Here is a 13,546-nt window from a genome sequence, read left to right on the forward strand (position 1 = left end):
CAGGTTTAAAGAGTCTCGCCGACGGAAACCGGGGAAATGCTCTCGCTGAACGCTGTCTTGTTGGCTGATGTAAAGACGAGTGCGGCAGCGGGCGCGGCGTTGCTGTCGCCGACGTGGATTTCGATGCTCGAGAGGATGCGCTTCGACGAGAAAGCGTCGAGCCAGAGAGCGGACAGTCTCGGCAGAACGTGTTGTTCGATAAACCCGATCAACACCCGAGCGCCGGTCTCCTGCACGAGACAGCGACCGACGATGTAGTCGATGACCTGCTCGTTGTAATGCAGCGCAATGCCATGACTGTCGGCCATACGCCGCACGACACGGTTCATGTGCAGACGCACGATGCCGGCGAGCGACGCGTGGACCAGCGGGCGATACGGCACGACGGTCACGCGTCCGAGGAAGGCTGCGGGAAATACTTTCAGTAACTCAGGGGCTAACGCTTCACGTAGGGCGCCCTGATCGGGTGCGAGTGCGGCGTCCGCGCATAGGCTCGCTGTCAGCTCGGAACCGGCATTGCTGGTCAAAAGGATCGTGGTGTTGCGGAAGTCGATGTAGCGTCCGTCGCCGTCTTCCATGTAGCCCTTGTCGAACACCTGGAAAGACATTTCATGTACGTCGTGATGCGCCTTTTCGATCTCGTCGAGCAGAACAACCGCATACGGGCGCCGCCGGACGGCCTCTGTCAGCACGCCGCCTTCACCGTAGCCGACGTATCCGGGCGGTGCGCCCTTGAGTCCGGAGACGGTATGCGCCTCCTGATACTCGCTCATGTTGATCGTGATCAGGTTCTGCTCGCCGCCATACAGGGCTTCGGCCAGTGCGAGCGCCGTTTCCGTCTTGCCGACGCCGGACGGCCCCGCCAGCAGAAACACGCCGAGTGGTTTGCGGGGATCGGTAAGACCCGCGCGCGCCGTCTGCACTCGCTCACCGATCTGGCGCAAGGCATCGCTTTGCCCGATCACGCGGGCGGCGAGTGTTTCGGGCAAGGCGCGCACAGCCGCAACCTCATTCGTTACCATGCGGCCGACGGGAATGCCGGTCCAGTCCGAGACGATTTCCGCGATGATCGTTTCGTCTACTTCCGGGAAGACGAGTGGCGTCTCACCCTGAAGATCACGGAGCCTGTGCTCCAGCTGGCCGAGTGTCGCGAGGGAGGGCACAACATCGGAGTGATCCGGATCGGGCGGGGTAAGGATGGCCTCGCGGGCGCTGGCTAACGCCTGTGCGGCTGCGAGCTGGGCCCGCCAATGGGCGCAGATTGCGCTTTCCTCCGTGGAGAGCGTGCCGATGCGCGCCCTGGCGGCACTCAGCGCCTCCTCCGCATGGAGTCCGATACGCGCCTCCTGTTCGAGCAGGCCACACTCGACGCGCGCCGCCTGAAGTCGTTGACGCAAGTTTTGCAGCTCGCGCGGCGGCGCATGCTGTGAGAGCGCCACGCGTGCGCATGCGGTGTCGAGCAGACTGATCGCCTTGTCGGGCAACTGCCGCGAAGGAATATAACGATGGGACAACGTAACGGCGGCGCGGATCGCTTCGTCTCGGACAATCACGCCGTGGTGCTTCGAAAACGTGTCGGCCAGTCCTCGCACCATGTCGATGGCTGTGGCTTCCCGCGGCTCGGCGACCTGCAGTAGCTGAAAGCGCCGAGTGAGAGCGGGATCTTTCTCGATGTGCCGCTTGTATTCCGACCAGGTCGTCGCTCCGATCATGCGCACCGCGCCTCGCGCGAGGGCCGGCTTGAGAAGGTTGGCAGCGTCGCCGGTGCCGGCCTGACCGCCCGCGCCTACGAGCGTGTGGATTTCGTCGACGAACAGAATGATGGGTGCCGTGGACCGTAACGCGGCTTCGAGCACGCCTTTGAGCCGCGACTCGAATTCCCCTTTCATGCTCGCACCAGCCAGCAATGCACCGACGTCGAGCGTCATGAGCCGCACATCGGCCAGCGCGGGCGGTACGTCGCCATTAGCGACGGCAAGTGCGAGCCCTTCGACGACAGCTGTCTTGCCGACGCCGGCCTCGCCTGTGAGCAGCGGGTTGTTTTGACGGCGGCGCAGCAGGATATCGATGATCGTGCGAATCTCCTGCTCGCGTCCTGTCACGATGTCGATTTGACCTGCGCGGGCTCGCGCGCTCAGGTCGCTGCAGTACTGCTCGATTGGCGAGCTCTTCGAGCCTGCGGGCAATGCCTGCGAAGCCTCGCCCGGCACCGCGGCGGAGAAGTCCGTGTTGTCGTACGGCGCGTCGGAAGACTCGGGCGAGCCGTCGATCCAGGCAGTCAGTTCGTCGCGTGGCGTCTCGACCGGGATGCGTGCGAATGCGGGCGAAGCCGAAAGCAGTACCAGACGCAGTTCCGGCGTGCCAAGCAGTGCCGCAAGCAACCACGCCCCACGTATCCGGCGGTCGCCGAAATCGAGCGTGGCAAGCACCCATGCTCGCTCGACGGCCAGTTCAATATGGTGCGAGATGTCGCTGATCGAACTGGCGCCCGCGGGCAAGGCAGCGAGCGCTCGTGCGAGATCGCGTTCCAGGGTTTCGCGTTCGATTCCCGCATGCCGGGCAATGCGGTGCATGTCGCTGTCCGGCAATTGCAGCAATTGATGCAGCCAATGGACAAGCTCCACATACGGGTTGCCGCGCAGCTTGCAAAACGCGGTAGCGGATTCGATGCTGCGGAAGAGTGTGGCCCCGAGCTTGCCAAAGAGTGCCTGGCGGGAAATCGTCATGAACTGGTTCCGTGTGGTTTATTAGGATGACTGATTGGAATTGTGCCTGCACAAGTGGAAATAGAAGCTGTTTAAGAGAATTGCCTTATACGGTCAAACGCTTCGCTTTCGTTATGTAATTCGGCACTTTTAGAACCCGTCTCCGCTTAATGGTGTTTTTTGAATTATCCGACTTGAAGTTTGGAACAGTCAATGTGTGCGGGTGATTTTTATTTTTTCTGTTATGCGTGAATTTTTTGATCGGCAACAAATGTAGAGTTATCTTGTTCTGTGAGTTGTTGAGATAAAAATGTAAGTTAAATCATTGAAAATTATCGTGTTTAGTGTGGAAATTCGGCTTGTTTTAGCGTTGAGAGATTTCCGCGCATTGAGTTGAAAATTCCCTCTGTGTAGGATAAATCTGGCTTGTCGGTGCTTGAAATACGTCGGAGTATTTGTATTATCGGATTGCCGTTTAATTTATCTCGAATAAAATCTCTATTTTTTAAACATTGCTGCCGAAATTTACGGTGGACATCAATTGCGTAGTCATGCGTTAATTCCGTTCTGTTCGGTATAACGGGTGCAGGATCGGTATAGACCTGCTTGGCGTCAGGCAATGACATTTCATACTTACTTCCGCAAAGTTCTTGGCAAGCCGCCGCGCGCAACCGCCGATCGGAGTGCTCTGCATCGTGACCCGTCCTGGATGCACATGGGATTGCGCGAGCAGGTTCATGGGCAATCACGTATGGAACGCCGGGGGCTTGCTGGGTCGGATCGCAGCGACTACTCACCGGAGTCGAGCAAGGCTATCTTGGAGTTGCTGGGTTCGTCGGCGAACGCTGCGTATGACACGTCGGCATACGAGCGGCCGGGCGCGTCGACACATAGCGATCGGGACGATCTTCTCGCCGCGCTCAATGAACAGTATTACCAGGCGCTCGAATCGCCGTACTTCCTGCCCAACTCTGAATGGGTCGGGTCGTCTGCAACAGGGATACCCGGATTGGGAAAAGGGACGGTTGGTGAACAAATCCGCGCCGACGATGATTCGAGTTCAATCCACAGTCTGCTATCCGATATCGACGTGCTCGAGGAAGCCTTCGATTCGTTGCACGAGGGCAGTGTGACGGATCTGGCCGGGCACGACACGGTGCCAGAAATCCTTCGCCTGTTCGCGCCAGCCGAATATCACGCGTCGGCGGCGCGCCGCGTGGGAATGGCGCCGCCGCCAGTCGCGCGGCGGGACCATCACACGCTTGCGATAGACAGCCCGCTAGCCGCTCTGAACACTCACATTCGCCACGAGTCCAACGAATGACCGCCCAACCGCTACAGGATGTCTTCGCGAGCCAGGAACGCGAGCGGTCGCCGGCAGCGCAGATCGAAATGGTCGAAGCGAACATTCGTAGTCAGCCGACCTTGGCCACGCATCGCTGGATGCTGTTCCAGTGGCTATGTATCACGTACCAGTGGACGCGGGCCATCCAGCAACTCCAGGTTTTTGCCCAATTGGAGCCGTCCCAGGGGTCCGTCGCGCACGCCTGTCGAGACCTGATTCGCGCGGAGCACTGGCGCGCAAAAGTCATGGCCGGGCAGCAGGAGCCGGGGTGGGTATTCGGCGACGCGCCCGCGTGGATACATGGCATGCTCAGTGCGCTCAAACTGTCCGCGCAGGGACAACAGGATGCGTCCGATGACGCCCGGGAGCGGGCGTTGGATCTCGCTCCGCTGGTCCCCGGGCACACCTCGAATCAGCGCTTTGAATGGATCGCCGACAGCGATTCGCGGCTGGGCCCTGTCTGTGAGCTAATTACCGCGGGGCGCTATCGCTGGCTCTCGCTGGCGGATCTCGCCAGTTGGCGGATAGAAAGGCCGTCGACGCTACTCGACCTCGTGTGGGCGCCGTGCACGCTGTCGCTGACTGACGGCGCGATGGTGCGCGGCTTCATGCCGGCACGTTATCCGCTCGCCGCCCATGGGTCACCTGTCCCGCGCGCGACACTGCAACTCGGACATGAGACCGTTTGGCATGAGTCGGGCCGGACCGCCGTCATAGCATCCGGGCGTAAGACCTGGACGACAAGCGCGGCCGATTTCGATCTGTTCGAATTGGCTGACTGTTCGTTTGGTCCCGCCGCAGTGGACGGCGCCGCGCACTCTGGCGCGGCGGCAGGAGTGCAGCGATGAGCCGCAAACGTCATGAACCGGACCGAACGGCGTCCGCGCCGCGCCAGGCCGATGCACAGCTGCTGCCCACCTTGTTTGATCGGCTGCGCGACGACGCACCGCACCGGCAGACCGAGGCACCGGGCGACTATGCAGTCAGCCGGGCGCAGATGCGCGACATCATCCAGCGCGATCTTGCGTTTCTGCTTAACGCGACCAGCATCGAAGACCTGATAGATCGGAAGCGGCATTCATACGCGGCCGCATCGACCATCAACTTTGGCGTGCCGCCGCTCGCGGGGGCGTTCATGGCGTCGCACAAATGGGCGAAGATCGAGCAGGTGATACGGGGCGCCATACACGACTTCGAGCCACGCCTGATTGCACATACGGTGCAGGTCCTGCCCCTCACGGATGTCGATAGCCAGAGTCGCTACAACCACCTCGCGTTCGAGATCCGCGGAATGATCCGCATGGACCCGTATCCGCTCGAGTTCATGGTGCAAAGCTCGCTCGACCTTGAAACGAGCCGCCTGCACGCAGCCGCTCGTTGACCACAGGACATTGTTATGGATCCGCGACTGCTCGATTACTACAACCAGGAACTGATGTATGTACGCGAACTGGCTGGCGAGTTCGCGCAATTGCATCCGAAGATCGCACGCCGGCTCGGCATGCAGGCCGGCGAGATGACCGATCCGTACGTTGAACGCCTGATCGAGTCGTTCAGCTTCATGGCGGCGCGCATGCAGCTCAAGCTCGACGCGGAATTCCCGCGCTTCACGGGACGTCTGCTCGAGGTGATCTACCCGAACTATGTGGCGCCCACGCCGTCCATGTCGGTCGCGCGTTTCTATCCGAGTCCGAGCCAGGGCAACCTCGTCGAAGGCTTTCGTGTGCCGCGCGGCAGCACGCTCACGGGCAAGAAGTCGCCGGGGGAGGACACTGTGTGCGAATTCCGCACGGGGCAGGACGTCGCGCTCTATCCCCTCGAGATTACCCATGCACAACTGACGGGAATTCCGCCGGACATTCCCATGCTCGACCGCTATGTGCCGCCCCACACGCAAGTGCGTGGCGCATTGCGGCTGCGGTTGCGTGTCACGGGCGAGGCCAAAATCGCCGACCTGCGCGGACTCGACCGCCTGCCGGTCTATCTGGCCGGAGACGAGCAGGTTGCGTCGCATCTGTTCGAACTGCTTCACGCGGCGGGCGTTGCGTCGATCACGGGCGAGCCTGGGTGTTTCGGCGACGCGGCGCGCCCCTTCTGTGCGGTCATGCATGGCGCGGTCGCACACGAGGGGCTTGGCATCGACCAGGGGTTGCTGCCGCTTACCTGGTCGAAATTCCATGGTCACAATCTTCTGCACGAATATTTCGCATGTCCGAGTCGCTTTTATTTTTTCACGCTGACCGGACTGCGCGAAGGGCTGAGCAAGGCGAAAGGCCGTGAAGTCGAGATCGTCGTGCTGCTCGATCAGTCGCCGGACCGGCTGATCGGACTTGTCGACGCCTCGCGGTTCGCACTGTTTTGCACGCCCGTGATCAATCTGTTTCCGCGCAAAGCGCAGCGCATCGAATTGAATACGGCCAGCACGGAATTCCATCTGGTTCCGAAGCGCAGCGCGCCGCTCGACTACGAAGTCTATTCGGTAGAAGCACTCACGGCGCAGGTCGGCAAGAAGTCGACGGAATTCGCCTTCCGGCCGTTGTATCAAACGCTGAACAATGACGAAGGCAACCACGGGCGCTATTTTTCGCTGCGCCGCGAACGCCGGTTGTTATCTGACTCGGCCCGTCGCTACGGCACGCGCACGCCGTACATTGGAACTGAAGTGTTCGTGTCGCTGGTCGACCAGCAGGAAGCGCCCTATCACGAAGGAATGCGCTATCTGTCGATCGACGCCTGGTTGACCAATCGCGACTTGCCGAATCTGTTGCCGCGCAACTGCGTGAACGATCTGGACACCGTTGATTCGGTGCCCGCGACCAGCGTCGGCTTGATTCGTGCGCCGAGCGCGCCTCGCGCGCCGTTTGCCGAGCGCGAAACAGCATGGCGGCTTATCCGGCAACTGAATTTCAACTATTTGCCGCTGGAAGACATGGATCACCGCCCTGGCGGCCAAGGTGTGCGCGACATGCTGCGCCTGTTCCTCACCGGCGACGACGTGGGACCGCGGCGTCAGGTGGAAAGCCTCGTTGGCGTGAAGACGCGGCCGGTCGCGAGGAAGCTGCCCGGTGGCGGCCCGCTGGTGTTCGGTCGCGGCATCGAATGTCAGTTGACGGTCGATGAAACCGGCTTTTCCGGTTTGAGCCCCTACCTGTTCGGGCTGATTCTCGAGCACTATCTGGCACGGCACGTATCCATCAATTCGTTCACGCAGACCGAGCTTCATTCAATGCAGCGCGGCCAGTTGATGCGCTGGCCCGTGCGCATGGGCACACGCGGAGTGGCTTGATGGACCGGTCCTTATTTACGTCAACGCTGCGCGACACGGCGCTATCGGCGGATGCAGTCGAGCGGCTGCAGACGCAGCCGTGGCATTTCGGATTTTTTTCGCTGATGCGCCGCATCGGTGCCGATGTGCGTATCGATGCGATCGGCAAGGCGCGGCGTCCGCGTGCGGAACCATTCCGGTTAGGCCAGAAGCCGAGCCTTGCATTCGCGCCGCGTGAGATCGCCAGTGTGGGCGAACTCGGCGGGCGCCTGCATATTCGTCTGTTCGCGCTCGGGATGCTTGGGCCGAATGGGCCGCTGCCCATCCATATGACGGAGATTGCCAGGGAGCGTGAAGAAAGCCGGCGCGATCCTACGCTGGTCCATTTCCTCGATATTTTTCACCATCGCTATCTCACGTTGTTGTACCGCGCGTGGGCCGACGCGCAGGCGACCGCTGGACTCGACCGTGCCGGACCCGATAGCGAACGATTTTCCTTTTATGTCGCGAGCCTGACCGGCCAGGATACGCGCGAGATTGGGCAGCGCGCTTTGCCCGCACACGCGCAACTTGCCGCGTCTGCGAATCTCGTGCGTGAAGCCCGCAACCCGGATGGCTTGCGCATGACGTTCGAGCGGTATTTCGGCGTTCCCGTAGCGATCGAGGAGTTCGTTTTTCACTGGATCGACGTTGCTGCCGACGATCACAGTTATATCGGCAAGCCCGGCGCCGCGGCGACGATGGGCGACGGCGCGATGCTCGGTGAGCAGGTGCCCGATCGTCAGCACCGTTTCCGGATCATCATCGGCCCGGTCGATATCGCCGAATACCTGCGCTTCACGCCTCGCGGCGCGGATCTGCCGCAACTGGCCGATTGGGTACGGAGTTTCATCGGTCGCGAATTCGAATGGGAGCTGGAGTTGCGCATCCGCGCACAAAGCGCGCCGCCTGCCGTGATGGGCGGCCCGCAGCAATTGGGCTGGTCGGGGTGGCTCGGTCGCTCGCCCAGCGGCGAGCCGATTACCGGCATGCGCTTCGAGCCTGAACGCTACGCCGGCACGTTCGCGAAACAACGTATCGACGCGGCGGGCAAGCGACGGGTCACGCCGCAAGTGAAGGGACAAGATGAGTAGCAGCAAGAGACAAACGACGGCGAAGGTGGCGGCAGTCAAGGCCGTCACACCCCTGCCTCACGACTGGATGTCACCCGTCGACGCCGCCGCGCCGTGCGGGGCCGACCTCGAATACGACCCGGAATTCGTCGTGCTGTCCGCGCAGATGGCCGTGAAAGTGGACGCCCAGTACGGCGACTTCGTGGGGATACCGGAACCGGTGAACTGGAGCGAGGTCGAGCGCGATTGCCGACGCCTGATGATGCGCAGCAAGGACATGCGTCTCGCGGTGTTGTTCACGCGTTGCCGCACGAGGCTCGCGGCAGCGGCGGGACTGGCGGAAGGGCTGGGGCTGTTGGCCGCATGGCTCGCCGCATTTCCCGGCGCGCTCCATCCCCAACCCGGTGTCGACGACGATCAGGAAGCGGCGCTCGAAATCCGCATGAACGCTTTGCAGGCGCTAACAGATTCGGATGGATTGCTGTCCGAGCTTCGGGAGATTGCGTTGACGCGTTCGACCGCCACGCGGCTTCAGATGCGCGATGTCGAGCGCGCGTTTGCCCATCCGCGGCCGAGCGATGCGCTCGCGCCCGAGTCCGTTACGCGCCAACTCGAGGATCTGCGCATCCAGCAGCCGGGCATGCTTCGCGGCTTCGATGACGCGCTGGCGAGCCTGGAGTCCATCGATGCCTGGTGCAAGGCGTATCTGGGCGTCTACCAGCCGGACCTCGCTGCGCTCACGCGGCTATTGCGGCGTGTGGCGGGAGATCGCTCGCGCGCGACGATGGCGCCAGTTGACGGATTGGTGGAGGCGATGCCGCCCGACGATACCGGTGCGGCGGTAACGACGAACGAGGAGACGCGCTTCAAGCATGACGACGTTCCGCCGCCGGCCGCTTGCGCCGCGCTGGTTAGCCCCGGCGTCAACGTGGCTGCGGCGGGTCGTGAGGGCGCTTTGGAGCGTATCCGGGAAGCTCGATACTGGTTCGAGCAACACGAACCGAGCAGCCCGATTCCCGTTTTACTAAAGCGCGCTGAACGGTTTGTGGGGAAACGGTACGTGGATGTCGTCAGGGCCATTCCCACGGAGTTGCTTGAACAATGGAATAGCGAAGAGTAGTCGTGGTGCGCGATGTTTAGAGCCTTCACTGTGATTGCCATCGGAATAGCGCTTCTTGTCGCGGCGTCGCTGACGGCGATGAATACCCGGCATTTTGTTTTGTCGTCGGTCGTGGTTCCCGGGCGCGTGGTCGCACTGAATGCGGGCGGGAGTCATCCGAGAGTGGCGTTCGTGACACGAAGAGGTGAGCGTCTCTCCTATCCCGAGGGTGGGTTCATCTTCGATATGAAAGTGGGGGACGTCGTGCAGGTTCGCTACGCAGAGGACGAACCATTGCAGACTGCGACGCTGGATAAAGTCGGCACGATCTGGTTTGGTCCGATCTTGCTCGCACTCCTTGGCGGCGGGTTTCTGGCTGCCGGTTTGTTGAGTTGGCTACGGACGAGAAGGAAAGGGGGAGAGCATGTCGTCGTTAAGACGAAGTCCAGGGCGGTTTTCCACTGACGCTAGTTGTTGAGATTCTCCCTGTCCGGCAGCCTGTAGGAGCGCAAAGCCCATGTTTAAATTTATTGCATCGCTCGTGCTTGGAACTGCGTTTCTCGTCGTCGCGCTATTCAATGTGCTGTCCACGCGCCAGTTCTTGCAGGAGTCGATTGTTGTGCCAGGAAAGGTCGAGGCTTTGAACGCTGGAGGAAGCCATCCTCAAATTACCTTCGTGACAAAGAAAGGCGAAGTCATTTCGTACCCGCAAGGTGGCTTCATTTATGGCATGAAGGTCGGAGAGGACGTCAAGGTGCGGTATGCAGAGAACCGTCCACTCCGAAGCGCTCGAATCGAAGAATTTGGGGCGATCTGGGACACGGCGATAGCGTTTGGGTTTATTGGAGGCTGTGGGCTTTTGACAGCTGTCAGCAACTGGCCGAGGAAGGAAAGCCGGAGGTGAATCAACATGTGGTTATTTCGAGAAAGTCTTTGGAGTTTCGATACCAGCGCGGCGGGAGGCTTTAGTCTGGATTTCCTCGTTGCATCTGGAGGGGAGGTCCTTCTCAAAGACCCAAAGCAGCAATCACACACGTTCCACTATGGGCGCGTCGGGGTAGGTTACGGATTTGGCGCGCGGCTGCCTCGAATCAGGTCGCCCAAAGTGACGCTGCCCGAGATCAGACTCCCGAAGATAAGCGGACACGAGGTTGGTGGATCCGTTGCCTCAAAGAACTTCACCAGTAATGGCTATGTGTTCATGACCGATGCGTTTGCGGGCAGTGAACTCCGTCGGTCCGATTTACAGGGCGGCGTTGTCTATATCGACGCTGGTGCAGGTCTGTTCGCCGGAGAAGGTGCGACTCTGATGCTCCTCGGCATCAACGCCGCGTTGCTCACGATGAGCATCGTGAATCCCGGCTTGAGTGGCCTTGCAGACTACGCTATTCGTCAAGCACCCGCCGCTCTCGTGATGTACGGTCATACAGCGGCTTTGCAGGCCGGTTTCGGCGCGGGCTTGCTTGTCGGCATGTTGCACTGAAATAGGCAGAGCGTGATTGTGCGGCGGTAGCGATCTCTCAGCCGCAAACCGTAAATTGAAGTGAAAACACTATCTTAATAGATTCGTTATGCTTAATTTGCTGACAAGCCGTACCGTTACCATGGATGGGCCGGCAATCCCGCTGTCGTCCATGAACGAGCCGCTGTTGGAGTTAAAAGCGATACAAGGCGCCGAAATCATTTCGGAGATCTACCGCTACTCGCTGTCGTGCCGCACGCCACTCGGAATTCCCGCGGAAGAGGCCGCCAATCTCGACCTGAAATCGATGATCGGCAAAGAGGTGACCGTCACGATCCAGTTGGACGGCATGGGAACATTCATGGCCGGGATTGAAGGAATGGGGGGAATGGGCAATATCGGGGCGGGCATCCGCGAGATAAGCGGCATAGTGACGGAAGCCCGTTACGCGAATCAGACCGACCAACACAGCAATTACAACCTGGTGCTGAAGCCCTGGATCTGGCTGGCCGACCAGAGGTCGGATTTCCGGATATTCCAGCGCAAGACGGTCGTCGAGATCATCGAGAACGTGTTTGACAAATACATGTACTCGTACGACCTGCGTCTGAGTGGCTCGTATCCCGTGCTGGACTATCAGGTTCAGTACGGAGAAACGGATTTTTATTTCATTCAGCGATTAATGGCCGAGCATGGCATTTATTGGTTCTTCGAGCACTCGAATACGTTTCACCGGATGGTGCTCGTGGATCAGCTCGGCGCGCACAAACCGGTAGAGAGCGTCGCCTATCAGAACTTGTGGTATTACCCGCCGGGGCACAAGATCGATCAGGAATATATCCACGCTTTCGACACGGGCGGCGCGCTCCAGTCGGGCCGTTGGACGACGAACGACTTCGACTTCAAGAAACCTGCGGCGCGCCTGACCGTGCAGAACGAATTGCCCCAGGAGACAGCGCATAACAACTTCGAACGCTACGAATGGCCGGGAGATTACACCGACCCTGGGCACGGAGAGCAGCTCGCGCGCTTGCGTATGGAAGAAGTGCGGGCACAGGGCGAGCGTGCGTCGGGTAGCGGCAACTTGCGCGACGTGGTGTGCGGGACGACCTTTCATCTAAACGGTTATCCGCACGAGGCGGCAAACCGGGAATATCTGGTGATCGGCGCCTCGTTCTTCGCAACGGAAGCCGGAGAGGCAAGCGGCGCCGGCGAGTACTCTTTCAGCACGTCGTTCACGGTCCAGCCCGCGACAACGGTGTTTCGGCCGTCGAGCAAACAATATCCGAGACCACGCACCAGCGGACCACAAACGGCGATCGTCACGGGACCCCCGGGGCAGGAAATCTGGACCGACCAGTACGGTCGCGTGAAGTTGAGTTTTCACTGGGATCGATCAGGTGTGAAAGACCAGAACTCGTCTTGCTGGATACGTGTGTCCTATCCATGGGCGGGCAGCAACTTCGGCGGCGTGAACATACCGCGCGTGGGTCAGGAAGTGATCGTGGATTTTGTCAATGGCGATCCCGACCGGCCGCTTGTAACGGGGCGTGTTTTCAATGCCTTCTCGATGCCGCCTTGGGATCTACCGGGCAATGCAACGCAAAGCGGGATCATCAGCCGTTCGATGAAGGGCGGCAAGTCCAACTACAGCGGTATTCGCTTCGAGGATAAGCAGGGTGCGGAAGAGTTCATGATCCAGGCGGAGAAGGATATGAACACCACTGTGAAGAATAACGAAACTCATGTGGTGGGAACGGATCGGACCAAGATCGTCAACGGGCAGGAAGTGACAACGGTGCAGGGCGACCGGACGCAGACGGTCAACGGGCAACACATGGAGACGATCAAACACGATATTTCCCAAATTTCGACGGACGGCAACGTCAGTGTGACGTCCGAAAAGGGCACCGTGACAATCTCCGCGAAGACGCAGATCAAGCTCGTTGTCCAGGGAACGACTGTCGTCCTGACTCCGAAGTTAATCAGACTGATTTCAAAGACTATCGAAAGTCAATCTTCCGCCGAAACGAACATGAAAGGCAGCAAGATCTATCTGAACTGCTAACTGCCTCTGAACAGCCAACAGACAATGACAGTGCACTACACAATGCATGAAGGCAGGATCACCTTGCCCGCCGGCTATAGCGACCGGACAGTAAATATTTTCGTACAGGAGCCGATGACGAATGGCCTGTCCAATCTCCAGGTCGCGCGAGACACCGCGCGAAACGGCGAAACACTCGATGATTATGTGAGTCGCCAGATCGCTTTGCTAAAGCGGAAGATCAAGGGCTTGTCTGTTACTTCACGTGAAGCAGTTGTGCTTGCGGGATGCCGCGCGGACGGCATCGAAATCGAAACCCGCTATCAGAGTAATGGAAAGTCTGTCTATCAACGCCAATGCGCGGTCTTTATGGCCAACGACAGGGCACTCATCTTCACGGCGACCAATACCGTCCCATTCACCTCAGAGCAACTCGCGATCTGGCGGCGGATGACCGATACATTCGTACCCGCCTGATCGATTTTCATTGTCGTTTGTCCAGCCGACCTGT

The 13,546-nt window shown here is 59.9% G+C and carries 12 protein-coding genes; 11 read left to right on the plus strand and 1 reads right to left on the minus strand.

The window, feature by feature from the left end; genetic code table 11:
- Positions 1-5: 5 nt before the first annotated feature.
- Positions 6-2,726, minus strand: coding sequence for a type VI secretion system ATPase TssH (tssH, locus tag B0G75_RS13390; RefSeq protein WP_106305828.1), 2,721 nt, complete (start codon positions 2,724-2,726; stop codon positions 6-8).
- Positions 2,727-3,420: 694 nt separating this feature from the next.
- On the opposite strand from tssH, the gene B0G75_RS13395 reads away from it, so the two are divergent.
- The 11 genes from B0G75_RS13395 to B0G75_RS13445 all read left to right on the plus strand — a co-directional run bounded on the left by B0G75_RS13395 (position 3,421) and on the right by B0G75_RS13445 (position 13,512).
- A complete protein-coding gene (locus tag B0G75_RS13395) occupies positions 3,421-4,029 on the plus strand; it encodes a TagK domain-containing protein (protein WP_181309258.1) in 609 nt (202 codons plus the stop codon).
- Positions 4,026-4,898 (plus strand): type VI secretion system accessory protein TagJ, encoded by an 873-nt coding sequence (locus tag B0G75_RS13400; protein WP_106305834.1) that lies wholly within the window; start codon positions 4,026-4,028, stop codon positions 4,896-4,898. Before B0G75_RS13395 ends, B0G75_RS13400 begins: the two co-directional genes overlap by 4 nt.
- Positions 4,895-5,431 (plus strand): type VI secretion system baseplate subunit TssE, encoded by a 537-nt coding sequence (gene tssE, locus B0G75_RS13405; RefSeq protein WP_106305837.1) that lies wholly within the window; start codon positions 4,895-4,897, stop codon positions 5,429-5,431. The genes B0G75_RS13400 and tssE overlap by 4 nt, the downstream gene beginning before the upstream one ends.
- Positions 5,432-5,446: 15 nt before the next feature.
- A complete protein-coding gene (gene tssF, locus B0G75_RS13410; RefSeq protein WP_106305840.1) occupies positions 5,447-7,336 on the plus strand; it encodes a type VI secretion system baseplate subunit TssF in 1,890 nt (629 codons plus the stop codon).
- Positions 7,336-8,448, plus strand: coding sequence for a type VI secretion system baseplate subunit TssG (gene tssG / locus B0G75_RS13415; RefSeq protein ID WP_106305843.1), 1,113 nt, complete (start codon positions 7,336-7,338; stop codon positions 8,446-8,448). The genes tssF and tssG overlap by 1 nt, the downstream gene beginning before the upstream one ends.
- Positions 8,441-9,547 (plus strand): ImpA family type VI secretion system protein, encoded by a 1,107-nt coding sequence (locus B0G75_RS13420; RefSeq protein ID WP_106305846.1) that lies wholly within the window; start codon positions 8,441-8,443, stop codon positions 9,545-9,547. Before tssG ends, B0G75_RS13420 begins: the two co-directional genes overlap by 8 nt.
- A gap of 12 nt (positions 9,548-9,559) precedes the next feature.
- Positions 9,560-9,991, plus strand: a complete 432-nt coding sequence (locus tag B0G75_RS13425; protein ID WP_106305849.1) for a DUF3592 domain-containing protein — start codon at positions 9,560-9,562, stop codon at positions 9,989-9,991.
- A gap of 52 nt (positions 9,992-10,043) precedes the next feature.
- Positions 10,044-10,430: a DUF3592 domain-containing protein gene (locus tag B0G75_RS13430; RefSeq protein ID WP_106305852.1), complete on the plus strand. Its 387-nt coding sequence runs from the start codon at positions 10,044-10,046 to the stop codon at positions 10,428-10,430.
- A 6-nt stretch (positions 10,431-10,436) separates the two neighbouring features.
- Positions 10,437-11,009 (plus strand): hypothetical protein, encoded by a 573-nt coding sequence (locus B0G75_RS13435; protein WP_106305855.1) that lies wholly within the window; start codon positions 10,437-10,439, stop codon positions 11,007-11,009.
- A gap of 88 nt (positions 11,010-11,097) precedes the next feature.
- A complete protein-coding gene (locus tag B0G75_RS13440) occupies positions 11,098-13,056 on the plus strand; it encodes a type VI secretion system Vgr family protein (protein WP_106305858.1) in 1,959 nt (652 codons plus the stop codon).
- 24 nt (positions 13,057-13,080) lie between these two features.
- Positions 13,081-13,512, plus strand: a complete 432-nt coding sequence (locus B0G75_RS13445) for a DcrB-related protein (protein WP_106305861.1) — start codon at positions 13,081-13,083, stop codon at positions 13,510-13,512.
- Positions 13,513-13,546 lie beyond the last annotated feature (34 nt).

The organism is Paraburkholderia sp. BL18I3N2 (assembly GCF_003001875.1).
In the GTDB taxonomy this organism is placed as follows: domain Bacteria; phylum Pseudomonadota; class Gammaproteobacteria; order Burkholderiales; family Burkholderiaceae; genus Paraburkholderia; species Paraburkholderia phytofirmans.

Bases quoted from the DNA above. Each gene is read 5' to 3' on its own strand.
- B0G75_RS13445 (WP_106305861.1), top strand. From the start codon at position 13,081: ATGACAGTGCACTACACAATGCATGAAGGCAGGATCACCTTGCCCGCC.
- B0G75_RS13400 (WP_106305834.1), top strand. From the start codon at position 4,026: ATGACCGCCCAACCGCTACAGGATGTCTTCGCGAGCCAGGAACGCGAG.
- B0G75_RS13395 (WP_181309258.1), top strand. From the start codon at position 3,421: ATGGGATTGCGCGAGCAGGTTCATGGGCAATCACGTATGGAACGCCGG.
- B0G75_RS13425 (WP_106305849.1), top strand. From the start codon at position 9,560: ATGTTTAGAGCCTTCACTGTGATTGCCATCGGAATAGCGCTTCTTGTC.
- B0G75_RS13440 (WP_106305858.1), top strand. From the start codon at position 11,098: ATGCTTAATTTGCTGACAAGCCGTACCGTTACCATGGATGGGCCGGCA.
- tssE (WP_106305837.1), top strand. From the start codon at position 4,895: ATGAGCCGCAAACGTCATGAACCGGACCGAACGGCGTCCGCGCCGCGC.
- tssG (WP_106305843.1), top strand. From the start codon at position 7,336: ATGGACCGGTCCTTATTTACGTCAACGCTGCGCGACACGGCGCTATCG.
- tssF (WP_106305840.1), top strand. From the start codon at position 5,447: ATGGATCCGCGACTGCTCGATTACTACAACCAGGAACTGATGTATGTA.
- tssH (WP_106305828.1), bottom strand. From the start codon at position 2,726: ATGACGATTTCCCGCCAGGCACTCTTTGGCAAGCTCGGGGCCACACTC.
- B0G75_RS13420 (WP_106305846.1), top strand. From the start codon at position 8,441: ATGAGTAGCAGCAAGAGACAAACGACGGCGAAGGTGGCGGCAGTCAAG.
- B0G75_RS13435 (WP_106305855.1), top strand. From the start codon at position 10,437: ATGTGGTTATTTCGAGAAAGTCTTTGGAGTTTCGATACCAGCGCGGCG.
- B0G75_RS13430 (WP_106305852.1), top strand. From the start codon at position 10,044: ATGTTTAAATTTATTGCATCGCTCGTGCTTGGAACTGCGTTTCTCGTC.